At 55.1% G+C, this 25,901-nt stretch carries 15 protein-coding genes, 5 tRNA genes and 4 rRNA genes; 7 read left to right on the top strand and 17 right to left on the bottom strand.

The features are described from left to right. Positions 1–223 precede the first annotated feature (223 nt). Entirely contained in the window at positions 224–826 is a 603-nt protein-coding gene (locus LG294_RS02760; protein WP_404289282.1) for a LytR C-terminal domain-containing protein, read from the bottom strand. Positions 827–871: 45 nt separating this feature from the next. After that, positions 872–1,162, bottom strand: a complete 291-nt coding sequence (locus tag LG294_RS02755; RefSeq protein ID WP_404289280.1) for a DUF3263 domain-containing protein — start codon at positions 1,160–1,162, stop codon at positions 872–874. A 155-nt stretch (positions 1,163–1,317) separates the two neighbouring features. On the opposite strand from LG294_RS02755, the gene LG294_RS02750 reads away from it, so the two are divergent. Further along, positions 1,318–2,091, top strand: a complete 774-nt coding sequence (locus LG294_RS02750) for a uracil-DNA glycosylase (RefSeq protein WP_404289278.1) — start codon at positions 1,318–1,320, stop codon at positions 2,089–2,091. On the opposite strand, the gene LG294_RS02745 is transcribed toward LG294_RS02750, so the two are convergent. Continuing rightward, positions 2,088–3,758 carry a threonine/serine exporter ThrE family protein gene (locus LG294_RS02745; protein ID WP_404289276.1) on the bottom strand — a complete coding sequence of 557 codons (1,671 nt, stop codon included), beginning with the start codon at positions 3,756–3,758 and terminating at the stop codon, positions 2,088–2,090. The genes LG294_RS02750 and LG294_RS02745 overlap by 4 nt on opposite strands. 170 nt (positions 3,759–3,928) lie before the next feature. Here LG294_RS02745 and LG294_RS02740 point away from each other — a divergent pair, with 170 nt between their 5' ends. Then, on the top strand, positions 3,929–5,011 hold the full coding sequence (locus LG294_RS02740; RefSeq protein WP_404289274.1) for an LLM class flavin-dependent oxidoreductase: 1,083 nt from the start codon (positions 3,929–3,931) through the stop codon (positions 5,009–5,011). A gap of 73 nt (positions 5,012–5,084) precedes the next feature. Here the strand turns inward: LG294_RS02740 and LG294_RS02735 are convergent. Beyond that, positions 5,085–5,161 (bottom strand) — tRNA-Val (locus LG294_RS02735). Positions 5,162–5,569: 408 nt separating this feature from the next. Between LG294_RS02735 and LG294_RS02730 the strand changes: the two genes are divergently transcribed. Further along, positions 5,570–6,136, top strand: a complete 567-nt coding sequence (locus tag LG294_RS02730) for a GNAT family N-acetyltransferase (protein WP_404289272.1) — start codon at positions 5,570–5,572, stop codon at positions 6,134–6,136. A 1-nt stretch (position 6,137) separates the two neighbouring features. On the opposite strand, the gene LG294_RS02725 is transcribed toward LG294_RS02730, so the two are convergent. The 5 genes from LG294_RS02725 to LG294_RS02705 all read right to left on the bottom strand — a co-directional run bounded on the left by LG294_RS02725 (position 6,138) and on the right by LG294_RS02705 (position 11,133). Beyond that, complete coding sequence (locus LG294_RS02725) at positions 6,138–7,064, bottom strand: hypothetical protein (protein ID WP_404289270.1); 927 nt, start codon at positions 7,062–7,064, stop codon at positions 6,138–6,140. A 2-nt stretch (positions 7,065–7,066) separates the two neighbouring features. After that, complete coding sequence (locus tag LG294_RS02720) at positions 7,067–8,719, bottom strand: class I SAM-dependent DNA methyltransferase (protein WP_404289268.1); 1,653 nt, start codon at positions 8,717–8,719, stop codon at positions 7,067–7,069. A gap of 153 nt (positions 8,720–8,872) precedes the next feature. After that, positions 8,873–9,805: a DUF808 domain-containing protein gene (locus LG294_RS02715; protein ID WP_404289266.1), complete on the bottom strand. Its 933-nt coding sequence runs from the start codon at positions 9,803–9,805 to the stop codon at positions 8,873–8,875. Positions 9,806–10,032: 227 nt separating this feature from the next. Further along, positions 10,033–10,106 (bottom strand) — tRNA-Thr (locus tag LG294_RS02710). Between the two features lie 160 nt (positions 10,107–10,266). Then, positions 10,267–11,133 carry a thioredoxin domain-containing protein gene (locus LG294_RS02705; RefSeq protein WP_404289264.1) on the bottom strand — a complete coding sequence of 289 codons (867 nt, stop codon included), beginning with the start codon at positions 11,131–11,133 and terminating at the stop codon, positions 10,267–10,269. A gap of 399 nt (positions 11,134–11,532) precedes the next feature. Between LG294_RS02705 and LG294_RS02700 the strand changes: the two genes are divergently transcribed. The 3 genes from LG294_RS02700 to LG294_RS02690 all read left to right on the top strand — a co-directional run bounded on the left by LG294_RS02700 (position 11,533) and on the right by LG294_RS02690 (position 14,944). Further along, positions 11,533–13,002, top strand: coding sequence for a trehalose-6-phosphate synthase (locus tag LG294_RS02700; protein ID WP_404289262.1), 1,470 nt, complete (start codon positions 11,533–11,535; stop codon positions 13,000–13,002). A gap of 29 nt (positions 13,003–13,031) precedes the next feature. Further along, entirely contained in the window at positions 13,032–13,814 is a 783-nt protein-coding gene (gene otsB / locus LG294_RS02695; RefSeq protein ID WP_404289260.1) for a trehalose-phosphatase, read from the top strand. Positions 13,815–13,879: 65 nt separating this feature from the next. After that, positions 13,880–14,944, top strand: coding sequence for an ABC transporter ATP-binding protein (locus LG294_RS02690; RefSeq protein ID WP_404289258.1), 1,065 nt, complete (start codon positions 13,880–13,882; stop codon positions 14,942–14,944). A gap of 141 nt (positions 14,945–15,085) precedes the next feature. Here the strand turns inward: LG294_RS02690 and rrf (LG294_RS02685) are convergent. From rrf (LG294_RS02685) to LG294_RS02650, 8 genes are all read right to left on the bottom strand, one after another. Next, a 5S ribosomal RNA gene (gene rrf, locus LG294_RS02685) occupies positions 15,086–15,202 on the bottom strand. A gap of 430 nt (positions 15,203–15,632) precedes the next feature. Further along, positions 15,633–15,749, bottom strand: a 5S ribosomal RNA gene (gene rrf, locus LG294_RS02680). 207 nt (positions 15,750–15,956) lie between these two features. Beyond that, positions 15,957–19,088 (bottom strand): 23S ribosomal RNA (locus LG294_RS02675). A 504-nt stretch (positions 19,089–19,592) separates the two neighbouring features. Next, positions 19,593–21,118, bottom strand: a 16S ribosomal RNA gene (locus LG294_RS02670). The 16S, 23S and 5S rRNA genes sit together here, the layout of an rRNA operon. 1,153 nt (positions 21,119–22,271) lie before the next feature. Continuing rightward, positions 22,272–22,344, bottom strand: a tRNA-Glu gene (locus LG294_RS02665). Between the two features lie 48 nt (positions 22,345–22,392). Next, a tRNA-Gln gene (locus tag LG294_RS02660) sits at positions 22,393–22,464 on the bottom strand. Positions 22,465–22,760: 296 nt separating this feature from the next. Then, a tRNA-Pro gene (locus tag LG294_RS02655) sits at positions 22,761–22,834 on the bottom strand. A 95-nt stretch (positions 22,835–22,929) separates the two neighbouring features. Beyond that, complete coding sequence (locus LG294_RS02650; RefSeq protein WP_404289256.1) at positions 22,930–24,306, bottom strand: FAD-binding oxidoreductase; 1,377 nt, start codon at positions 24,304–24,306, stop codon at positions 22,930–22,932. Between the two features lie 234 nt (positions 24,307–24,540). Between LG294_RS02650 and LG294_RS02645 the strand changes: the two genes are divergently transcribed. Further along, positions 24,541–25,695 carry an IS1249 family transposase gene (locus tag LG294_RS02645; protein WP_404285512.1) on the top strand — a complete coding sequence of 385 codons (1,155 nt, stop codon included), beginning with the start codon at positions 24,541–24,543 and terminating at the stop codon, positions 25,693–25,695. Positions 25,696–25,901: the final 206 nt, after the last annotated feature.

The following is a 25,901-nucleotide window of genomic DNA, read 5'->3' as shown; positions in this document are numbered from 1 at the left end:
ACGAGCACACCGGTGTCGGCATCGGGCCGACATCCCGGATTAGCTCTCGCTATCTGAGGTATTCTTCACGCTCCGTGCGTTGAACAACCGCCACGACGAAAGGAATCGTTTTTAAAACGAACAACCGATCGGCATTAGCAGTCGTAACGCATGAGTGCTAATACAAATATTGGCACTCTCGCATGGCGAGTGCAAGCTGATCGGCTGTGAGCGAAGCTAATTATTACTTCAAGTTCAGCGTATCGTCAGCGCCAAGCACGACCGATACTCGGTTCGGAATGTTCTGCGTCTGCAGGACCTCGTCAATGTTCAATACCTCGGCGGCTTTTTCTGCGGTGGTCCGGTAGGCCTCGGACATGTAATATACCGTCGAAGTCTCTGCATCTCGGGTCCAATTATCCGTCACGATATTCGTGAAATCGGCATCGCCAAGTAATTCTTCGCCGGCCCCGGCAGCTCCTGCAATACTTGCGCCGTTGTATACGCCGATGAGCTGTCCGTACAACACGTCGGCGTCATCGATGGTGCTCGACGGAGTTGCGCTCTCGGACGGTTCTTCGCTTTGCTCAGGAGACGATTCGTTCTCGGCCGGTGTCGAAGTTTGTGTCGGTTCGGAACCTGCTAGTCGATCGGCAATGCCCGGACCAAAGAAGAATCCGGCACCACCAATCAACAACACCGCAATCGCAGACAGAACTACCCAACGAAGCTTGCTGTCCTTGCCTTTGGCGGCGGCAGACTGCGCCCACCCGTGGGCATGATGCGACCCAACGCGGGTACTAAACTCCGGAACGCGATCGAATTCGTCACGTGGGTAGTTGGTCATTCTTGTCCTTGCTCGAGGTCTGGCTGGCCGAGGCCGGCTATGAACTTAGCGTTCCCCGCCGACGGTACCGCTCACACGACGCTTAGTAGATCGAAGTCTACGCAACCGCTTTACCAGCATTGGGTCATAGGCCATCGCCGCATCCGTGTCGATCAGCTGATTGAGTAGCTGATAGTAGTTTGTCGGCGAGATTGAGAACTGCTTGGTTATAGCTTGTTCTTTGGCTCCGGCATACTTCCACCACAGCTGTTCCATGTTCAAGATCTGCTGCGAACGTTCGTCCAGTTCCGAGTCGGGGTTCATCACAAAATCCACTAAAACCTCATTGCCAGCCATACGTTTCACCTCATCCTTGAACTTAGAAAAGTCGGGTTTCTTCTTGCAAATTTATCCACACTTGGTGGACACACCACCGATATTCTAACCAATCAAAGAACGCCGTGCCGTGTGACGCGGCACAACCACGCCTTAAAACCGGGAGAATGGTCGCTATGAACAACGAGCAGCCCGCCCTATTCGACGCTCCTGAGCCTACCGCGCCACCATCCTATTCCGCCGAAGACTTCCCCTTCTACTTTGGTGCAAAATCGCTGGCAAGTCGCGGATTTATCGCCGAGGATTGGGTTTCAACTTTGGCACCGCTCGATGGCGTGTTGCAGGAGATTGCGCATAAATTAGCGGCTCGTTCACAGGCTGGCGAGCAGATACTCCCGGCCCCAGAGGTGATGTTGCGCGCACTATCGCAACCCGCAGCCGAGATCAAGGTCCTGATCATTGGCCAAGACCCCTATCCGACGCCCGGGCACGCGAATGGATTGGCCTTCGCTGCGGCAAAAAACGTTCGCCCTTTACCGCGCAGCTTACGCAATATTTACAAGGAACTCTTCACGGATCTTGGATTGCCAGAGGCTGGACATCCTGACCTCAGGGCCTGGCATGAACAGGGGGTCATGCTACTTAATCAGGTTCTCTCTGTAACTGCGTCAGATGCCGGCAGTCACCAGAAGCTTGGCTGGGCTCCGGTAGTTGAGGCAATCATCGCTACGCTCAATGCCCGCGAGGTGCCAGTGATAGCGGTTCTATGGGGCGCCCACGCCCAGAAGCTGGGTAATCTGATGAACAATATGCCCCAGCTTCGAAGCGCACACCCCTCCCCGCTTTCCGCTTCACGTGGCTTCTTTGGATCAAAGCATTTTTCGCAAATCAATAGGCACCTGACCGAAACTGGTCAGGTGCCTATTGAATGGAAGTTGCCTAACGGCTAACGGCGGCGGATTCGCCGGCGTTCGCGCCGTTCGTTTGAGGTCAGCGGACGGCATAGCGTGTCGCCGAATACCACTCCACCGGCAATGGACAGCATGATTGCGAAAGCGTTGAACATTTCCACCAGACCGGCAAACATGTCATCCACGTCAAAAACAATGCCGTACATGGCCTTGAAGATCATCAGGCCAGGAAGCATGAACATGACCGCGGGAGCGGCAATCACAAGCTGCGGTGAACGTAGCTTGTCAGCGAGGAAACGTGCAGCGAAACCAATGACCGTGGCGACCACCGCCGGCGTTGCCCGAGACCCAATCCCGACGTGCTCCGCCAAGAGCAAGACCAAGTAGCCGCCGACTGCGATCAACGTCGTAGGAAGCAACAAGCGCTGTGCAGTCTGCTCGGTCACCGAGCCGGCAAGAATGGCGACTGCTACTAGAGCGATTAGCATCCACACAGGGTAATCTGCGGCGACGATCTCATGGACGTCAACTTCGTCGCCGCCTAATACTGAGGCAACCACCAAGGCAGCGGAGATCCCAGAAAGGATTGCCGTGTAGGTCAGTCCGGCGGAAAACAGTCGTCCAACCGCAGTAACGGGAAACCCATTGATTGCGTCTTGAAGCGCCGAAACAAATCTGCCCGAAGGCAACAAAAGCAAGATGCCACCAGAAACTACCAACGCCGGGTCCAATGGTGCATGGACTTGATGGCCGAGCAAGGCGATTCCGGTGACGGTAAACGTCGAGGTTGCAACGGTGAAGAACTCAGGAACACGCCAGCGGGATCCGTATCGGCCTATCTGCGAGATCAGCCAAGAGGAAGCCATCGCGACGAGGGCACCGAGCCATGAGCCGCCGATGAACAATACGAAGGCAGCGGCGAAAACCGATTGACCTACCGCCACGAACCAGCGAGGGAAAGGTTTCGGCTTCCGCGTGATCTCTTTGAGCCGCTTGGCAGACGCAGTACGCGATACACCGCCTGCGATGATGTCCGAAACCAACTCGTGCACCATGACCAAGCCGGCGTAATTCGTGGTGTATGAACGCACCACGCGCAGAATGGAGTAACTCTCAGCATCTGGCGGACTGTAGTTCAAATGCAGTGACTGATTGGTGATATCCACATCTAGATGACTTAGCCCTAGGGCTGCGGTCACCGCGATGATGCTGGTTTCCACCTCCAAAGCGCCGGCCCCATAGCGAATCAGCGTTTCACCAAGGTCCAGCGCAAACTCCATAGTTCGCCGCGCCGAGGCGTCTTGATCAACGTTGACCCTAGGGTTCGCGTAGGGGGTGCCACGCAATCGGTCAACGACCTTCAGCGCCTCAGTCGGTGGTGCATCCGAGATCCACATTTTTGCCAGCAAACGGCGAGCCACCGGGTTGGCGCGAGTAGGCATTAATGTAATGCCGTCGTCGGAGGTGTAGACCTGTCCGGTACGTGACTCGATATCCGCGACGTCCGCTGCCGCAACGCTCGCACTTACCGCGGTATTCAACGGAAGCTCAGAGGCCATTGTCGTCTCAACCGACGCGGTTTCTGGCAAGTGCCCCATGTTGATTTCACTCGTCGAAATACGAGGCAGCGACCCGGCTAATGGCGAAGGATCTTCTCCTACATTTTTCGAATCCATGTGCTTCTCACCATGGTCGTTCTGCGCCACGAACCACTCCCCCTAGCCTCTTGTTCTATCCGTCATCCTCACGATACAACCAAGGCAATCAAAGAGGGAGAATGGAATCAAAATAGGCCGAGTATCCCTGAACACATCTGGCATTTTTCCGTCGGAAATAAATTTGCCATGTGGGTGGTTACCCATTTAGATGCAATTGCATGAAAATCTTAGAGAAGGGGATCACCGTGAATTCCACCGGCAAGACCAGCCTCCGACCCGAAATTGGTGTCGAAACTTTCGGGGATCTCTCCGAAGACCTACAAGGCAACCAGCTATCTCATGCTCAGGTTATTCGCAACGTCATCACCGAAGGGCAGAAGGCAGAAGAAGTCGGCCTTGATTTCTTCGGAGTCGGCGAGCACCACCGAGACGACTATGCAATATCCTCGCCGGAAATAATTCTCGCCGCACTGGCACAAGTCACCGAAAAGATCCGCCTAGGCACCGCCGTAACAGTACTCTCCAGCGATGATCCGGTTCGACTGTACGAACGCTTCGCTACCCTCGACGCCATCTCTCAGGGACGCGCAGAAATTATCGCAGGGCGAGGATCCTTTATCGAATCCTTCCCGCTGTTTGGACTCAGCCTCGAGGACTACGAGTCGCTCTTCGAAGAAAAACTCGACCTTCTGTCTCAGGTCCGCACCGGAAAGCCCGTGACTTGGTCCGGAGAACACCGCGGGGCTTTGAACAGCCAACAGCTCTATCCATTATTGGAAAAAGATCCGCTCACCACCTGGGTGGGAGTCGGAGGTAGTCCACAGTCGGTAATTCGCGCCGCTCGCCACGGGCTTCCGCTTTTCCTCGCCATCATTGGCGGCCAGCCGTCAGCTTTCGAACAGCTCGTTCAGCTCTACCACCGCGCGCTAAAAGAGTTCGGCAAGCAACCGCAAAAAGTCGGCGCTCACTTCCATGGACTGGTCGCACCGACCGATGCGGAAGCGCTCGAATTGTTATGGCCGCACTATCAGCGCACCATGAATCGCTTGGGCACCGAACGTGGGTGGCCTGCGGCCAGCAAGATGCGGTTACAAGCCGCTATGGGTCCCGAAGGGTCCATGATGGCCGGTAGCCCACAGAGCGTAGCTACAAAAATGGCTAAGGTCGTCAAAAGCCTCGGGCTAAGTCGAGTAGACATCAAATACTCGGCAGGCTCCTTGCCACACGAGACCATGCTCAACAGCATCGAGCTGCTTGGCAATGAAGTCAAGCCACTGGTCCACGAGCTACTCGCCAAATAACCACTGGATACGCTCGATCCTTCAATGACGTTTAATACAGAAAAACCACCGCTTGCGGTGGTTTTTCTGTATTTGGTGGATCTTACTGGACTCGAACCAGCGACCTTTCGCGTGTGAGGCGAACGCTCTAACCAACTGAGCTAAAGATCCATCTCTGCGCTGACCTCCCGGTCGAGCACCTAAACGATCTTAGCGGTGTTTGCCCCGGCAACAAAATCGGTCCCAACTGGTGCACGGTCAGCGGCGACGGCGCGAACTGCGCAAATCACCTGCTCGGGTTAGGACACCAAGGAGAAAACCACCCTCTACAGGCCCCGAATAATACTGACTTTTCGTTTATCTAGATTTCACTTTATAGCCCCGATTTTCTCTTGCGAGCGCGCAGAGATTGAATGCATAATTTTTTTAGGTCCTCGATCTCAAACTGGGCAATAGAAGGAAGTTGACGGAAGCCACCGGCAGCGGTCCCTTGAAGTCCGACGAAACCCGCTGCTCTGCATCCCATCGATAAGCAAAAGCCAGATTTTTCGTTCGTCTTAGCATTTAGGACGGTTCCCAGTGCACCCCACCTTGCGCTATGCCCTGTCTTCAACAGCACCTTCGGGTGCCGCACGCACCGAATTGGCAACCTTGTACCCAGAAATTGATGATCGATGGAATCAGAAGATCGAACGCGCCCGTTGTGTGGTCACCGTCCGCGCCTCAGGTGTTCTGGTCGCAGCCGGACTCGTACATGACTCGGTACTCGCCCCAACTAGCTCCATGGGCGCGCTTGAATTAGGCTGTATGGCTGTCCGCCCCGAATATCGCCGCCAAGGCATACGCCAGCAAGTGACGGATCTGCGCCTTGAATTTGTGGTGCGGGCAGGTTGCATACCCATTACCGTTATTGATTCTGCGAATCCCAGCTCTTGGGCGGCCTACGAACGTTCTGAACTATGGGAGCGCGAACGAGCTTTCGAGCTCGACGGGCGGACTAAGTACATTTATCGCGCCACCGCTCTCGCCTCGGATTGGCTACCTCACCTACCCCAGTGTGACTTCGCGTCCAACACTCAGACGAGCCATCTAGCTCTGCCATTGCAGAGCCCTAGGCATTCACAACATGTGCACTTAGCAGGCTGAGCTAAAAGAGCGCCTCTTGTAGCTCATCAACGAGATCGTGCCCCGGCAGTGGCACGACCTCACCGGCTCGGCGAGCGCGCGCCGATTCATGCAAGTCGATCGGGGTAACTTTCAGTACCGAGTCGACCATGGCATTCAAAAACTGAGCAGTGCCAATGTCTTCGGGCACCGGGTTGTGCACCGCCTTGACCTCTGGTTGCTCAGCGCTATCATCCCAGTCGACAAGTAATAGCCCGGTGGCGGTATAGCCGAAGCCATCTCCGAAGTCGCGTAGCTTGCGGATCATGTCCACGGTGCGCCGGAAAGCTGCCGGTTCAGTTTCTAGAATGGTGGCTCGCTGCACGAAATAGAACCCGACAGCTGCCAGCGGGTAGCGGGCACGCAGGTTGGCCGCGTCCCCATACGCTTCTTCGTACCGATTGGACAGGTTCTTCCCGAAGGAGGAGGTCATCGCCTTGGTGCTCAAGAGCAGTTCCGGTCCAGTGGACCAGTGCGACATCACCACATCGGTCTGCTTCATGTAGGCGCGGCCCAGAATCCTGGCATCGGTGCTTCCGGCTTTTCCAGCCAAGATTGCATCATGCAGTTCGTCGGAGAGCCGTTCGGGCAACTTACGTAACAATTCGAGGATGTCCGAAGACAGCACTCGTGGCGCTTCCGCACGCGGCCAGACGAGGTCTGCGTCGAATCCTGCCCGACGGAGTTCATGAGCTAGCCACGCATCGACACCTTGAGCAAAACGGCCGGAACGGGTCGCTGCCTTGGAACGCACAGGAATGCTTAACAGCCGTTCAAGTACGTCGAAAGAAGGGTTGAACTCCTCGGTGACGGCACCTTGACAGATCCACGGCGATTCTTTGACTGCAGACATCAGCGTCGCATCAAATTCGGCGAAGGCTAGGGTTTTCTCGACTGGGCCAGTTCCCACGCTTAGTTCTCCACTGCCTTAGCTCGCGACTTGCGGCGTTCCAGCATGTCCTGGCGCGCTCCGCGGAGCGCGCTGATTGCCACCTCGTCTAGCCCCAGCATCTTATCCAGCACTATCTCGTCAACCAGCTCGGTCGCTTCTTGCTTGCGTCCGTGCAACAGATGTTCGCGGACTTCGTCCTTAATAGCCCGCAGCCCTGAGGCCTGTTCGGAGACCAGATGGGCCGAAGGTACCGGAAGCTTATCCGCCTCACTTGGTTCCAGTTTCAAGATGCCGCCCCCATAGGAACGTCCCACCATTTCGGCTCCAAGCATGGTCAAGGTATTAAGCGATGCCAGTGGCAACAGTTCACGTCCCAGCTCACGCACATCGGCGCCGAGGTATACGCCATGGATTGAATTGATGTGGTGCACCCCGGCATGATTAGTCGTCAACCGAGGAGTATCGGCATTCATGTAGGTCATGAATAGATCTGGCACCGACAACAACGGAACCCGCCACCAGGGGGTACGCATCCGGCACTTATAAGCCTGATCCACCGACTCCAATTCGCCGCTGGCGATCAATCGCTCCCCCGCAGCGGAGGCTTGGCCCTGTGGTCGGAGCATCAGCGTAGCCATGCCATGTTCCCCCAGCCGCTGCCACTGCTGGGTGTCCAATTCCAAGCCGCGCAAATGCCTGGAGCCAGGGGGCGAGATCTGCACGAGGTCGTTCTCGCTCAAACCTAATTCCTCAGCCCTCTCCGGGCTGAGCGTAAACCACTTATTATTCCCGGTTACCGCGCCCAGCGAGGTTTCGCCCCAGCCCTGCAGATCAATAAATCCACCGGTAGCGTGCGCCTGGTTGAGTATCCCCTGAGCTTCGAAGGTCACCAACGACCCGGTCCAGCGGTCGCTTGAACGCTTCGGCGTGTGGGTTGTTCCCTCGCCGAGCGCTATCAGATCCTTGGCATTGCGAAATTGGTGGAGGCTGAAGGACTCGCTGGAACCGGTCCGGTACCCTTCCGCGAGCAACAGCACCACTTCTTCCTGCGCGTCGACGAATAGCCGCTGTTCGAAGACCGCCAGATGCACCTTGGCGAACCGTTCGAGCAGCATTGCACGCACCGGTCCCGCATAGTTCACGAACATTATCTCTGCCGGGAGCACAAGAGCCATGCGTCCGCCGACGTTCAGGAAACTGGTCGCGTGCACTACGAAGGCTGCCCATACGGAGGCAAGCTCGTTCAGCTCGACCCCGGAGCGCCTTGCTGCTTCGCGCGAAATCTGGCGTTGGATTCCACGGTGCAGTTGATATCGCACGTAGGGTGGGTTGCCAATGACTGCATCCATGTCCGCGGTGCCTGGGATGTCAAAGAAATTCGCGTGCTCAATCGTAGCCCGCGCACCTTGATCCGCGAGGATTGCGCGCGCCGCCAGCACCGAGGGCTCGTGCAGCTCCACTCCGAATAATTCGCTGGCACCCCGCCCAGCGCTGGTGACTTGGTGAGCGGTCAACAAGAATTGCGCTTCTCCACACGAGGGCTCAAGCACACGCTGACCTTGCTCGCCCAGCGCCCACTCGGTCATGAACCGAGCTACCGGCTCGGGGGTGAAGTAGGCACCACGCTCATGCCGAGCGGCGTTCCGTACAGTATTTTTCTTGCTCTTCAACACACATCGATCTTTCCATGGCCACCAGACGTTTTGGCGGGGCCAAGACGATCGCCACACGCCGGGTGAATCGCCAGCAGACTTCGCTCTGGGCGGTTTTCACGGCGGGGCAAGTTTCTCACCTGCTTATTCTACGTGGCGGTGCCGAAAAGCTGGTTAGTGCTTGCCGCGCAGCTTGTTGATGCCCAGGACCGCCGCGGCGATCACGCAACCAATCAGGAATCCTGCGACGCAGGAGAAGGCGGTATTTGTCAGCCAACCCAGCACCGCGCCGGCCGAACCGGTCGCGTCATGGACCAGCAGTTCAATGTGATGCACGAAACCGTACGGGGCGTGCCAGCCCAGCTCGTCCATCCCGACGAGAATTAGGTGGCCGCCGACCCAGAGCATCGCCACCACGCCGACCTTGCCGAGGATCGACATAACGATCGGCATGGCCTTGACTAGACCACGGCCAACCTTCTGTGACAGCTTTGATGCCCTCTGCGCCATATGCAGCCCAATGTCATCCATCTTCACGATCAGTCCAACTGCGCCATAAACCGCCACGGTCATGAGGATTGCGATCACAATCAGGATCAGCGCGCGGTTCAAAAATGGTTCGTGGGAGACTTCATTGAGCGAGATGACCATGATCTCGGCGGACAGCACAAGGTCAGTACGCACCGCCGAACCGATGATCGCCTTTTCATCGCGCACTCCTTCCTTGCCGCCCGGGGTGTGGTGCTTGATCACTCCCATTGCTTCGAGCAGCTTTTCAGCTCCCTCGAAAACGAGATAGGCACCACCGAGCATCAGGATCGGGGTAAGCGCCCACGGAGCGAACTGGGAAAGGAGCAGGGCCAAGGGAAGGATGAATAACATCTTGTTCCGGATGGACCCTACTGCGATCTTCCAAATGATCGGAAGTTCCCGCTTGGGCGATAGCCCAGCCACATATTGCGGGGTGACTGCCGCATCGTCGATGACAACGCCAAGCGACTTGGTGCTCGCCTTCGCAGCTCCCAACGCTATGTCGTCCAGCGATGCCGCCGTGACCTTTACGAGGGCTGCGACGTCATCCAGAAGAGCTACGAGTCCACCGGCCATGCCAAAACTCCTTGAAATATTGTTCGGTCATTCCCTGCGCGGCTGTTCGGGCGCTGAAAACGACAAGGAAATACACCTGAAGTTTAGCGCGCTGGCTGGCTAAGCGTCTGTGGGACACCAGAACAACGCAGATTTTCCGAGGCAAGTCCAAGTTGATTACTAGGCGCGGTTGGGAAACAAAAGACCCTCGCCAATGTTCAAATTTGAACGTCGACGAGGGTCATCCGAGCCCCCTATCGGATTCGAACCGATGACCTACGCTTTACAAGAGCGTTGCTCTGGCCAGCTGAGCTAAGGAGGCGTACTGCATAAGAATATCCGAAGACTACGCCCGACTGCGAATCGAGCGTTGGAAGTCGTTAACCAGCAGTGGGGAGTGCATCGCTAAAGATGCGCTCCCCACTGGATGTGTGTCACTTCGGCTGTAAAGTACCGCTCGTACTTAAGCCGCTTTCGACAGCTTAGGCATTGGCCTCGATTGCCGCCTCAACTGCTTCGACAAAGTCCTGATTGGCAAGGTCCATGCCCTTGCCCTGAATGAAGATGCTCGGGGTACCCTTCACGCCGTCAAAGCCGGCAAGCGTGGTTGCGGTTTCCACAAACGGACGGTAGGTTCCCTTTTCAATGCAGCTCTCGACCGAGTCGGAGGCGCCGCTGGCAATTGCCATTTCGGTCAATTCGGCGTTCTTCATCTCGCCCTGATCGTAGTGTCCCCACAGAGCACTGGCAAAGTCCAGGTAGGCTGCTGGGCTCTGGTCAGCGACGCAGGCTAGAGCGCTGGCTCCACGCGAGGAGAAGTTTGTTGGCGAGTTTCCATCAAGGAAGCCGACGTTGCGGTATTCCAAGGTGATCTCGCCATCGGCCAGCCACTGCTTCATCTGTGCGCCGTAAGTGCTTTCAAATTCTGCACAGTGCACGCAGTTAGCATCAACGAACAAGGTCACGTTGATCGGCTCGCCCTTGGCGCCCACGACTAGGTCGCGTGGTTCCGGAGTCGCTGGCGCCGCTTCGGGAGCCTTCAGCTCGGCGTTGTTGATTTTCACGCCTGAGGTATCTGCGACGGTGGTCGGCGACGTCAGCAGAATACCGCCAGCAGCGTTGCCGCCATTAGGCGCGGTTCCGGCATCCGGAACCTTGGCGTTGTTGTTCTGCACAATGAGCACGACCACCAGGACCACGACCAAAACGACGGCCGCCAGTACGCCAAGCTTCACGAAGAGCGACTTGCGCTTCTGAGCTTTGGCCTGAAGGGCCTGCATCTGCGCGGCCTTTTCACGAGCGCTAGCGTTGCGCTCTGCTTTGGACGGACGCGAGTTGTTTGTAGACATAAGTTCGAATGTTCCTTGGCTCAACGGAAATACTGGAATCTGCATCCAAGCTTAGCCAATGGATTGGCCGTACTGCCCCGTAATTGCCAGAATCCTCAACCTTCACAGGTTGCGCATAACATTCGCCAACATGACACAAAGCCCTATTTTGGGATTATTTGAGACTTCAACCAAGTCACGTCGGATAAGTTCATCTTTGGGCTTCGTTTTGCGTCAAAAGCCCATATGTTCCCCTTCTCACGTACATTGAGTGGTAGAACACAGTTTCTTCCCGCTTTCGGCTAGCGCCTGAACTCCGGGATAACAGTGAAATTGAGTTGACGAAGAAGTCATTCACTTACAACCGACAAAGCTGCGAAGTTTCATTGTCGCAGTAATTACGTGGCCAGGAGGTTTACGGTGGGTAATGAACTATCAGGCGTATCAGAAGGCAATTCCCATGATTTTGTTGTGGTGGCAAATCGACTACCGGTGGATCGAATTACGCTTCCGGATGGCACCCAAGGATTCCAGCGTTCCCCTGGCGGTTTAGTCACCGCGCTCGAACCGATCATGGCTGCCTCCGATGGCGCATGGGTCGGCTGGCACGGCGGAATCGATGAAGAGCTCGAAGAGTTCGACAAGGACAGCATCCACCTCGTTCCGGTCCCGCTCAGTGAACAAGATCTAAACCTCTACTATGGTGGGTTTTCGAATTCCACACTTTGGCCGCTCTACCACGACGTGATCATTCCACCGGAGTACCACCGCACATGGTGGGACCGATACAAGAAGGTCAATCAACGTTTCGCTGATGCGGTGGCACGTACCGCCGCGCAGAATGCCACCGTGTGGGTTCACGACTACCAGCTGCAGCTAGTTCCGCAGATGTTGCGCATGGCACGTCCCGATTTGAAGATCGGCTTCTTCCTGCATATCCCATTTCCCGCCGCCAGTCTTTTCTCTCAGTTGCCTTGGCGCACCCAAATTCTCGAAGGTCTGGCCGGAGCCGATTTGGTCGGTTTCCAGCGTGAGACGGATGCCTCCAACTTTCTACGCTGCCTGCGACGTTTCACTGACTATTCGACCAAGGGACACGAGGCCACCCCGTCGACGACGCATGAGATTCAGAATCTGTGCCGAGCTGTGGCCCATCCGATTTCTATCGACACCGCAGAAATCGCCAAGCTGTCGCGCGATCCGCAGATTATTGCCCGCGCGGCGCAAATTCGTTTGGAATTGGGCAATCCGAAAACGATCATGCTCGGAGTAGACCGATTGGACTACACCAAGGGCATCAGGCACCGGCTAAAAGCTTATGCTGAGCTACTCGACGATAAAGCTCTTCGCGCGGGCGACGTCTGCCTGATCCAGGTAGCCAGCCCCAGCCGTGAAAACGTGGATTCCTACATGGAGCTACGCGATCAAGTGGAGCTGATGGTTGGCCAAATCACCGGCCAGCACGACACTCTGAGCCACACTACGCTTCGCTACTTGCACCATTCCTACCCGTTGCGCGAGATGATCGCCCTATATCTAGCCGCTGACGTGTTGCTGGTGACGGCCCTGCGCGACGGGATGAACCTGGTTGCCAAGGAGTTCGTGGCATCGCATCAAGACGGTCGCGGGGTCTTAGTGCTTTCCGAATATACTGGTGCGGCCGATCAGCTTACCCAGGCGGTACTAGTCAATCCGCATGACATTGACGGCATGAAGGCAAGAATCGTCGAGGCAGTCAATATGGAACAACCAGAGCAGGCCCGCCGCATGCGCCGCATGAACCGCCACCTGCTCGAAAATGATGTGACCCGTTGGTCGGCCCGCTTTTTGGAGGAACTCTCCGAAATTAATTCGCGGGCGAATCAAATCAGCACCGTATCGAGCCATTAATTACATCGCCTAGTCTGAACGGAACGACAGTGCCGAATCTCGCGCCCGCATTACGCGCCGATCTTTCCACCTTCGCCGGGCACCGGCGAATATTGGTTGCCTTGGACTTCGACGGCACACTTTCGCCGCTCGTGGACCGCCCCCAAGACGCCCGGCCTTCTGCACAAGCCGCACAGGTCTTTGAGGAACTTGCGCAACGTTCGGGCGTGCATACAGCGGTGGTCTCCGGCCGGAACCTTGAATCGCTGACCGAGGTATTCCCGGAGCCCAGACCGGACAACCTGATCGGTTCGCACGGAGCCGAACGGCGCGTTCCGTCCGTTGCACAGGATGCGCCGGAAAAACTCCAGCTCACCGAAACCCAAAAGGACAACCTCAAGGAAATTACGGAACGGCTTAGCGAAGTTGCGCAGCGCCATGAGGGGGTCAATCTGGAGTACAAGCCCACGGCCACCGTCCTGCATGTCCGGCAAGCCCAAAGCCCGCACATCGCCGAGACCGCCTTAGCCGAGGGGAACTACGCTCTCGCACACCTACCAGAAGTACGCCTCATGGCAGGAAAGGCCGTGCTCGAGGCCTCTGTCCACTCGGGCAACAAGGGCCAAGCATTGCAATGGCTTCGCAAGGTTCTCGATGTTGATGCAATGCTTTTCATTGGAGATGATGTCACCGACGAGGATGGCTTCCGGATCCTCACCCGTGAAGATCTCGGAATCAAGGTAGGGCCAGGCCCTACACTGGCCGCTCATCGCATTTCTGCACCGGAAGCACTACCAGAACTTTTGGAATTTCTACTTTCCATGCGAGACTAAGGTGTCCCATATCACTTTCACAACGGATCGTCGGGCACGTACCTGCCCGTGAAAGGATTGTCATCATGGCAACTGTGACCTTTGAAAAGGCCACCCGAATTTACCCGGGCGCACTTGTGCCTTCAGTCGACGCAATTGATTTGCAGATTGAGGACGGGGAATTCCTTGTTTTAGTCGGCCCTTCGGGCTGCGGAAAATCGACTACCCTGCGCATGCTTGCGGGCCTTGAGGAAGTCGACTCCGGTCGAATTCTCATCGGCGATAAGGACGTAACGAACGTTCCGCCAAAGGACCGTGACATTGCAATGGTCTTCCAAAACTATGCGCTTTACCCACATATGACGGTCGCCGAAAACATGGGCTTCGCCCTGAAGATCGCCGGCGTGGATAAGGAAGAACGCAATAAGCGGGTCCTCGAAGCCGCAAAGCTACTGGATCTGGAGAAATATCTAAGCCGTAAGCCGAAGGCTCTATCCGGCGGTCAGCGTCAGCGCGTCGCCATGGGGCGAGCAATAGTCCGCTCGCCTCAGGTCTTCCTGATGGATGAACCGCTGTCTAACTTGGACGCCAAGCTCCGCGTACAGACCCGCACCCAGATTGCGTCGCTGACCCGTCGACTAGGTGTCACTACCGTGTACGTAACCCACGACCAGGTGGAAGCGTTGACCATGGGCGACCGTGTAGCCGTACTCAAAGACGGCGAAATCCAACAGGTCGGCACGCCCCGCGATCTCTATGACCGCCCACGCAATGTCTTCGTGGCTGGATTCATCGGGTCACCGGCAATGAACCTCGTTGAGCTGGAAGCGTCAAACGGTCAGGTTGCCTTCGGCAGCAGCTCCATACCGGCCCCTGGCGCGCAAGGTGCAACCACTATGGGCATTCGACCGGAAGACTTGACCCTCGCCGCTCCTGGCGAGGGCGCAGAACTGATGGTTGATGTGGTCGAGGAGTTGGGCGCAGATGCATATGTCTATGGCACGGCCCAGCTAGGCGGTAAGAGCCAGACCATCGTGGTTCGCGTCAACGGCCGCACGCCGCCTGCCCGTGGCCAGAAGCTGCACATCCTGCCTATTGGACAGCATGTGCACCTCTTCGACACTACCTCCGGGTTGCGCTTGGCTGATTAGTCTCCGATATTGCTAAAGACCGGTTGCAGGACTCAATAGAGCGCCGCAACCGGTCTTTTGCTTTCCATGTCGTACAGCTGCTGGTAAGACAGTTAAACATCGAAGGTCCCGAGATATCTCTCGGGACCTTCGGCAAATTATGCCCGGCGATGACCTACTCTCCCACACCCTCCCGAGTGCAGTACCATCGGCGCAGTGGGTCTTAGCTTCCGGGTTCGGTATGGGACCGGGCGTTTCCCCCACGCTATGATCGCCGTAACTCTAACCCTCACGGTTGTACCGTGGGAAAATTACAGTGTCATTCGCAGTTGCGATAACTCAATAACTATAACAGGATAAGGCTCCCTTGAGCCAATCGATAACCCCTTTGCCGAAGGTGTCCTTCGCCATATTAAAAGACGGCTTGGCTTGGGCTCGCACAGGAATTCAGTTAAGGTCAGCCTGGCGCTGACGATGAAGCAAGTAATTGGATAGCCGAGAGTATTTTCCGTGGTTCGGGGCCCTTCGGCATGGCATGTTGTGGGCTGGCCGGCATTCAACACGACGCACAACACCAATGGGAACCTATAGGCTGCAGACACAAACCCCGCCGGTACGGCGGGTTAAACAGGTGAGGCCCCCGCACCACCAGGTGCAAGGGCCTCAAACCATCATCAAAACAGACTAACCATTCTGTACTTCAAGTTAAGTCCGGCGGTGACCTACTCTCCCACACCCTCACGAGTGCAGTACCATCGGCGCAGTGGGCCTTAGCTTCCGGGTTCGGTATGGGACCGGGCGTTTCCCCCACGCTATGACCGCCGTAACAGTCTCGAAACAACACCTGATGATCCAGTGCCATTAAGTCTTATGAACCACACCACCACCCCGACCCATCACCACCCCCAACCCACCCAAGGTGAGCCGGAAATACTGACGATCAAGCCAATGATCCAGTGTGCTACAAGAGTTGTTGTCTCGTAACCGTATAGTGAACGCGAGCAATAATTGTCTTCAACGATTGCTTTAGTGTGTGTTGTAAGTCATCGGCCTATTAGTACAGGTCAGCTACACAAGTCTTTAGTCCTTGCTTCCACATCCTGCCTATCAACCCAGTGGTCTAGCTGGGGGCCTCTCACACTCAAGGTGCATGGAAATCTCATCTCGAAGCAGGCTTCCCGCTTAGATGCTTTCAGCGGTTATCCCTTCCAAACGTAGCTAATCAGCGGTGCACTTGGCAGTACAACTGACACACCAGAGGTTTGTCCGTCCCGGTCCTCTCGTACTAAGGACAGCCCTTCTCAAATTTCCAACGCGCGCAGCGGATAGGGACCGAACTGTCTCACGACGTTCTAAACCCAGCTCGCGTACCGCTTTAATGGGCGAACAGCCCAACCCTTGGGACCTACTCCAGCCCCAGGATGCGACGAGCCGACATCGAGGTGCCAAACCATGCCGTCGATATGGACTCTTGGGCAAGATCAGCCTGTTATCCCCGAGGTACCTTTTATCCGTTGAGCGACGGCCCTTCCACGAGGTGCCGCCGGATCACTAGTCCCGACTTTCGTCCCTGCTCGAGCTGTCACTCTCACAGTCAAGCTCCCTTGTGCACTTACACTCGACACCTGATTGCCAACCAGGCTGAGGGAACCTTTGGGCGCCTCCGTTACATTTTAGGAGGCAACCGCCCCAGTTAAACTACCCATCAGGCACTGTCCCTGAACCAGATCATGGTCCGAAGTTAGGTGACCGGTACAGCCAGAGTGGTATTTCAACGATGACTCCACCCGAACTAGCGTCCGAGCTTCACAGTCTCCCACCTATCCTACACAAGCTGCACCGAACACCAATACCAAACTATAGTAAAGGTCTCGGGGTCTTTCCGTCCTGCTGCGCGTAACGAGCATCTTTACTCGTACTGCAATTTCGCCGAGTTCATGGTTGAGACAGCGGGGAAGTCGTTACTCCATTCGTGCAGGTCGGAACTTACCCGACAAGGAATTTCGCTACCTTAGGATGGTTATAGTTACCACCGCCGTTTACTGGGGCTTAAATTCTCAGCTTCGCAACAAGTTGCTAACCGGTCCTCTTAACCTTCCAGCACCGGGCAGGAGTCAGTCCGTATACATCGTCTTGCGACTTCGCACGGACCTGTGTTTTTAGTAAACAGTCGCTTCCCCCTGGTCTCTGCGGCCCACACCCGCAAAAGAAGAGCAAGTCTTCCTCACGGGGCAGGCCCCCCTTCTTCCGAAGTTACGGGGGCATTTTGCCGAGTTCCTTAACCATGATTCTCTCGATCGCCTTAGTATTCTCTACCTGATCACCTGTGTCGGTTTGGGGTACGGGCGACTAGAACCTCGCGCCGATGCTTTTCTAGGCAGCATAGGATCACCAAATCACCCACCGAAGTGGGTGCCTATCAGGTCTCAACCATAAATGAGAGACGGATTTGCCTATCTCTCGGCCTACACCCTTGGACCAGGTCAATTCCATTGCCTGGCTCGGCTACCTTCCTGCGTCACACCTGTTAATACGCTTACCTCACAAAATTGGTTCCCAGCACCTCACACAAAAGCAGCCCGAAGGCCGCAACATCATGCTCAGTGGTGGTTAGCATCAAAAGCTCAGTATGGGCGGTTCTTCGCCGGTACGGGAATATCAACCCGTTGTCCATCGACTACGCCTGTCGGCCTCGCCTTAGGTCCCGACTCACCCAGGGCAGATTAGCTTGACCCTGGAACCCTTGATCATTCGGCGGACGGGTTTCTCACCCGTCATTCGCTACTCATGCCTGCATTCTCACTCGTGTGGTCTCCACCGCTGGTTTACACCGCGACTTCACCGTCCACACGACGCTCCCCTACCCATCCAAACGCCCAATCGAAACCAGGCAAATATTTGAATGACGCAACTTCGGCGGTGTGCTTGAGCCCCGCTACATTATCGGCGCGGAATCACTTGACCAGTGAGCTATTACGCACTCTTTCAAGGGTGGCTGCTTCTAAGCCAACCTCCTGGTTGTCACAGCAACTCCACATCCTTTTCCACTTAGCACACGCTTAGGGGCCTTAGTTGGCGTTCTGGGCTGTTTCCCTCTCGACTATGAAGCTTATCCCCCACAGTCTCACTGCTACGCTCTCACTTACCGGCATTCGGAGTTTGGCTAACGTCAGTAACCTTGTAGGGCCCATTAGCTATCCAGTAGCTCTACCTCCGGTAAGAAACACGTAACGCTGCACCTAAATGCATTTCGGGGAGAACCAGCTATCACGAAGTTTGATTGGCCTTTCACCCCTACCCACAGCTCATCCCCTCCATTTTCAACTGAAGTGGGTTCGGTCCTCCACGCGCTCTTACACGCGCTTCAACCTGGCCATGGGTAGATCACTTCGCTTCGGGTCTAGACCGTGCCACTCAAACGCCCTATTCAGACTCGCTTTCGCTACGGCTTCCCCACACGGGTTAACCTCGCGACACAGCACTAACTCGCAGGCTCATTCTTCAAAAGGCACGCCATCACACCCCACAAGTGGGATGCTTTAACGGATTGTAAGCGCACGGTTTCAGGTACTATTTCACTCCCCTCCCGGGGTACTTTTCACCATTCCCTCACGGTACTGATTCACTATCGGTCATCAGGTAGTATTCAGGCTTACCAGGTGGTCCTGGCAGATTCACACAAGATTTCTCGAGCCCCGTGCTACTCGGGTACCCACACTAGAACGGCAGACACGCATTACACCTACGGGACTATCACCCTCTCTGGTCCGGCATTCCAACCGATTCACCTATACGCCTGCACCTCATCCCGCTAACCAGATAGGGTTAGCACATGTAGGCCCCACAACCCCGGTGATGCAACGCCTATCCGCTATCACACACCAACCGGTTTAGCCCCATCCGCGTTCGCTCGCCACTACTAACGGAATCACTATTGTTTTCTCTTCCTGCGGGTACTGAGATGTTTCACTTCCCCGCGTTCCCTCCACACAGCCTATACATTCAGCTGCAGGTCATACGGCATGACACCGTACGGGGTTTCCCCATTCGGAAATCCTGGTCTCAACGTCCGGTTATCGACTCCACCAGGCTTATCGCAGATTCCCACGTCCTTCATCGGCTCCTGATGCCAAGGCATCCACCGTGCGCCCTTAAAAACTTCAACACAAATCAAAGTCTCAGATTGAGCAATAAAACAATCAACAAAATCACAAAACAACCACGCAAGAACACCCCGAAAGGCATCCGACATGGTCATCTTATAAGATGCTCGCGTTCACTATACAGTTCCCAAACAACAACCCCACACCCCCGCACCACCGACCAAAGACCCCCAAAAAGGAACCCATTAAGCCAGCGCGCAAAGACACAGGACAAACACTGAAACACCAAACACCCACCCCCAAAGGGACAGGACGCTTGTTGCCTCAAAACCCAACAGCATGCCAAACCATACAAACCGCACAACCCCCACACCCTCATTCCAACACCCCCAAAGGGACGCGTACTAAAAGAGCATGAACACCATGCAGCCATAGCCAATACCCCGCCCCAACCATCAGGTCAACGCGTTTTCCGGTACTGAGTTCATTGATATTCCACCCATGAGCAACCCGCCTGCCAACACTCGTGGCAGAAACGGGCAACCAATAATTGGTTAGCTCCTTAGAAAGGAGGTGATCCAGCCGCACCTTCCGGTACGGCTACCTTGTTACGACTTAGTCCCAATCGCCAGTCCCACCTTCGACGACTCCCCCCACACAAGGTGGTTAGGCCATCGGCTTCGGGTGTTACCAACTTTCGTGACTTGACGGGCGGTGTGTACAAGGCCCGGGAACGTATTCACCGCAGCGTTGCTGATCTGCGATTACTAGCGACTCCGACTTCATGGGGTCGAGTTGCAGACCCCAATCCGAACTGAGACCGGCTTTTAGGGATTAGCTCCACCTCACAGTATCGCAACCCATTGTACCGGCCATTGTAGCATGCGTGAAGCCCAAGACATAAGGGGCATGATGATTTGACGTCATCCCCACCTTCCTCCGAGTTGACCCCGGCAGTCTCCCATGAGTCCCCACCTTTACGTGCTGGCAACATGGAACGAGGGTTGCGCTCGTTGCGGGACTTAACCCAACATCTCACGACACGAGCTGACGACAACCATGCACCACCTGTGAACCAGCCCCGAAGGGAAACCCCATCTCTGAGGCGGTCTGGAACATGTCAAGCCTTGGTAAGGTTCTTCGCGTTGCATCGAATTAATCCGCATGCTCCGCCGCTTGTGCGGGCCCCCGTCAATTCCTTTGAGTTTTAGCCTTGCGGCCGTACTCCCCAGGCGGGGCACTTAATGCGTTAGCTACGGCGCGGAAAACGTGGAATGTCCCCCACACCTAGTGCCCAACGTTTACGGCATGGACTACCAGGGTATCTAATCCTGTTCGCTCCCCATGCTTTCGCTCCTCAGCGTCAGTAGATGCCCAGAGACCTGCCTTCGCCATCGGTGTTCCTCCTGATATCTGCGCATTTCACCGCTACACCAGGAATTCCAGTCTCCCCTACATCACTCTAGTCTGCCCGTACCCACCGCAGATCCGAGGTTGAGCCTCGGACTTTCACGGCAGACGCGACAAACCGCCTACGAGCTCTTTACGCCCAATAAATCCGGATAACGCTTGCGCCCTACGTATTACCGCGGCTGCTGGCACGTAGTTAGCCGGCGCTTCTTCTGCAGGTACCGTCACTTTCGCTTCTTCCCTACTGAAAGAGGTTTACAACCCGAAGGCCGTCATCCCTCACGCGGCGTCGCTGCATCAGGCTTTCGCCCATTGTGCAATATTCCCCACTGCTGCCTCCCGTAGGAGTCTGGGCCGTGTCTCAGTCCCAGTGTGGCCGGTCACCCTCTCAGGCCGGCTACCCGTCGTCGCCTTGGTGAGCCATTACCTCACCAACAAGCTGATAGGCCGCGAGTCCATCCCCAACCGATAAATCTTTCCACCAAAAACCATGCGGTCAAAGGTCATATCCGGTATTAGACCCAGTTTCCCGGGCTTATCCCAGAGTCGGGGGCAGGTTACTCACGTGTTACTCACCCGTTCGCCACTAATCACCCCAGCAAGCTGGGGGTCATCGTTCGACTTGCATGTGTTAAGCACGCCGCCAGCGTTCATCCTGAGCCAGGATCAAACTCTCCATAAAAAACAAAAAGCCACCGAAACCCCTCGGAAAATAAGGGAAGAATCAGTGATAAAATCCTGGCGAATAAAAACACTCGGAACAACACACGGGGGTGCATCATTCCAAGCAAATGTTATATATCCACCAAATTAAAAATAATTCGGTATCAATAAACTTGGCACACTATTGAGTTCTCAAACAACAAACACTTACCGGTTCTCTGCCCACTCTTTCAAGCGGCAATTTCGTCCAGCGTTATATTTATATTCTATACCGTTGAATTCCTGAAAGTCAAATCAATTGTTTGTGATTTGAATCGGTATTCTTGGTTCCCATTAATTTTGATTTATCCACAGTGACCTGTGTAAAACTCTTGATTTTCTGGGGATTATCACCGAATTTTGTACCGATTTTTGTTCCGGCCTTGTTTCGGCGACAGATAAAAACTATACACAGATTTCCGGGATGTTTCAAATCGGGAGGCCCTTTTCCGGGGTGACCGTGCACACAGGACTATTGCACCCGCAACAACGCCGTCTTACCGCGATTGATATTCAAAGAGAAGACCATGTTTGCGGCCCATATGCGACGCCACCTAAGTTATGCGCTCCCACGCGTAATCGTCGTTGCTGACTTCTAGACGATCCGAACGGCTGGTTTCAACTAAGTTCGACTTCGGAACGCGAACGCCCCAACAGTTAAGGCAGCCGGGCAAGGCAGCCGGAAAATGAGAATCGCAGATCCACCAGGTTGACGGCATGGAACAACCTCAAATAGGTATTAGCCAATCCCGGCCTTTAGCTGGCTCCTCATCCTAGTGCCCAGAGAAACTGAGGCATGCTAGTGAGTTACAAGAATCGCCTAGGCGGAATAATAGGAAGTTCCGTTAGCTCCCGATGGGCCAACCGCGTGCGAAGTACAGCTTCGGCTAAAACTGTTCCAGGGCTGTAGAGGTTTTCCTGATCTACTTACGACCCACGCGGTCACAAGAGTTATAGTTGCACCGGCTACTGGACTGCCAACTAAGTCAACATACGTTCCGGCTTTGATGCTGCCGCTCATCGGGCTGCGGCGAAAGATGTCTTCGAACCCCATCTTCGCCAAACGTACATGAGCCTCGATGAGCGGGAGCTTAACGCAAAAACGCGGAACCGAAGTTCCGCGTTTCTATATGTGACCCCAACGGGATTCGAACCCGTGTTGCCGCCGTGAGAGGGCGGAGTACTAGGCCGCTATACGATGGGGCCGTACGCTGAAGATTTCTCTTCAACTCACCAGATTGCTCTGGTGAAGCGCTGGGATACCAGGACTCGAACCTAGAATGACGGAACCAGAAACCGTTGTGTTGCCAATTACACCATATCCCAATGTGACGTGGCTTCTCTCAGTGAAGATCTACAAGATCATTCTCTTTGAAATGCCTTAGCACGAGATATAACTATACATAAGAAAACGGATTTAGGCATCTTTTGGCCCCTTATCCTCGAGTGATCTACAGCTCTATTGAGTTGAGGTGCAGGTTTACGGGAGAATGAACGCTTTCTTCGGATGCGAGGAACCCGCAGCGGTGGTCACGGATACCGCAGCTCTTTAGAAGGAGCCGTGGCAAGAAGGTGCCTCCAAGCAAAAGAGAACCCACCGGATCTTCTTTTATACATGGTTGTCGGGATAAAAGGATTTGAACATCCGACCGCGTCGTCCCGAACGACGCGCGCTGCCAAACTGCTCCATATCCCGTACCCGACAACGATTAGACACTCCACCCGAGAAAAGGACAGCATTGAATTTATCTGTGAACGATTGACCCTGAAGCGGGACGCCATTCAAAAGTCTTAGAATGCTTTCCCAGGATTGAGAATATTCTTCGGGTCAAACAGTGCCTTGATTTCTCGCTGGAGTGACAAAACATCAGGAGCCTGTTCCCATCCCAACCATTCACGCTTGATAAGACCGACGCCATGCTCGCCGGTGATAGTTCCACCCATCTCTATAGCTAAACGGATTGATCCTTCCAACGCCTTCGAAAGTCGGGCCAACGGATCGATCCCAGAACCAGGTTCAACAGAGAACGTCGGATGCAGGTTGCCATCCCCCGCGTGAGCAATGACCCTGACATCTACGTTGTGCTGGTAAGCGATCTCTCGCAATTCACGCACGTAGCCAGTCATCTTGCTCTTTGGCACTGCAACGTCCTCACCCATTCGATACGCGTCATCTTTAGTATCACCGCGGCTCGTACGTCGCATTTCGATCAGTGCAGTAGCGTCACCCGCTCCAGAGGCACTGAGAATGACTTCTTGGTTAGCGAAAGTCTCCCGCAGGACGCTTTCTTCCTTTTCCGATCCATATCCATCAAGTCTGACTAAAAGCATGGCACCACCATGCACCGCATAATTCGTCGCGTATTGCTCATCTAGTATCCGAATTGTCGGCGAATCAAGCAGCTCCAGTATGGCCGGTTGCACACGAACGCGAGCTATCCTTTGCACACCGAGAACCGCTGCTTCCAAACTAGGAAACAGCATCGAAATATCTCGCTCGTCCACCGGCAAATATCGTAAGCGCACCACGGCGCGAACTATGACGCCTAACGTTCCCTCCGAGCCTGTGAACATGGCAGTGAGATCGTAGCCGGCTACTCCCTTGAAGGTATTTCGGCCAACATGGATTAAACGACCATCTGATAAGACAACGTCTACTGCTAATACGGACTCACGTGTCACTCCATATTTGGCACAACGTAGCCCGCCAGCGTTGGTGGCGATATTGCCACCAATGGTAGACATCTTGTAGCTGGCTGGATCCGGCGCGTACATGAGCCCATGGTCGGCGACAGCTAAATTCAAGTCATAGTTGATCACTCCAGGTTCAACTACCGCGACTTCATCGTCGGGACGAACTTCCAAGATACGGTTCATCCGCATGAGGTTCAGGACAATGCACTCACCGGTCACGTGTACACCGCCAGATACGCCGGTTCCGGCACCACGCGAAATAACTGGCATGTGATGCTCATAAGCCAGTCTCATAATATTTTGAACGTCGTCAACTGTCCCGGGGTAGACCACCGCCAGCGGCATGATGGGCTCGCCAACGAGCTGACCGAAGTCCCGCGAATTCTCCAGTAGTACTTCCACACGCAATTCTAGTTGTTCTGCGGAAAGTACAGTGGCCAGTTGGTTAAGAAATTCACGCGGTGTCTTGATCATTAGGCGCCCTTTTCGTACGATCAGGAAAATGTGAATGGAACTTTTGCAAAGCCTACTCGATTGCTCCCTGTCGGCAAGGATACGAATCTTTGGCCCATCCAGAAGGCTTGGCTTCCGCGTTTGCTGATATTTTAGGAAGTCGGGGTTAAGTGCCAAAAAGTGTGTACAGAACTCCCCGAAAACATGTAATCACTAGGAATAACACCACGAACACATGCTTTGAAAGCATGTACCGTGGCAACAATTGCAAACCAACCCCGTTGTGATGTATGCGGAAATAAGCTGGTCAAGAACGGGAAAACAGGCGCTGGACGCACCCGCTGGCGGTGCAAGAACTGCGGCGCGTCCAGCACTGTTTCCCGCCCCGATATCATCGCGAAAGGACAGTTCACCGGCTTCTACCGTTGGGCCACCGGGAAACACAGTATTTCCGAGCTACAAACCCCTCGGCGGACTTTCCACCGCACCACCGCCTGGTGCTGGCAAGTCCAGCCACACCTTGAGCAAACCGGCGAACAACATCGATACCTCATGCTCGATGGCACCTACTTCAACGGCTACTGCGCCCTGACCGCTTTCAACGGTACTCATATCATCGACTGGCAGTTCTGCGACCGTGAAAAGACCGCCTCGTGGACCCGCATGCTCCAACGCATGGCACCACCACAGATCGCCGTCATTGACGGGAATGGGGCGCTGGAGTCTGTGATCACCGGACTCTGGCCGGAAGCGAAGATCCAGCGTTGCTTCTTCCATATCCGCCAAACCATGGTTAAGCACCTCACTTTGAACCCGCGCACAGTCCCAGGTCAGCAGCTACTTACCTTGACCCGGGCATTGATGAAAGTTGAGACGAAGGAACAAGCGAATCAGTGGACCGAGCAGTTCTATCAGTGGCAGTCCATGCACACAGTCACGCTCAAAGAACGAACCTATGCCAAAGGGAAGTCTGAGTCTCGGCCTTCGTACGTCAGCCCTAATCAAACGTGGTGGTACACCCATATCAACCTGCGCCGAGGCGAGAAGCTCTTCCACAACCTTTTGAAGAAGGATCAACTTTTTCAGTGGTTGGACCTGGCATTGGAGGGCGAGGTGTTGCCTCGGACCACAAGCCCGCTCGAAGGCGGTATCAACGCGGGTATCAAGGACCAGCTACGACTGCACCGAGGCTTGACGCCGGAGCATTCGATAGCGCTCGTGCGCTGGTATTTGTATCGACACGTCGAAAACCCGAAGGATCCGTGGTCGTTCGTGCAGCAGCGGCATTGGGCCGAGAAACCCTCGCCGAAGATCATCAAGGATGAGCCTATTGGGCCGGTGCTTTACGACAAGCATTTCAGTTGGGATGACGGTAATGGAGTGCAAAAAGGGTGGGGAGGGCGTCGCTGAATCCACTTCAGCGCGTCATCTGTACACACTTTTTGGCACATAACCCGGAAGTCGAGCATATCCTGCCAATGCTCATAGCTCGGTGTTTGATGAGAGCATGTTCCGTGCACGTCGCACTCTGCTTTGGAGGGCAGCCACGAGGATATGTCGGCGGATATAACCATTAGTTATCGGAGCTACGCGCTCTCCTATGACAGCGGCGTCGC

The sequence above is a fragment of the Glutamicibacter arilaitensis genome, from assembly GCF_044793945.1.
Taxonomy (GTDB): domain Bacteria; phylum Actinomycetota; class Actinomycetes; order Actinomycetales; family Micrococcaceae; genus Glutamicibacter; species Glutamicibacter arilaitensis_B.
The sequence above is the reverse complement of the archived record's forward strand: the minus strand, read 5'-3'. Positions and strand labels throughout refer to the sequence as shown.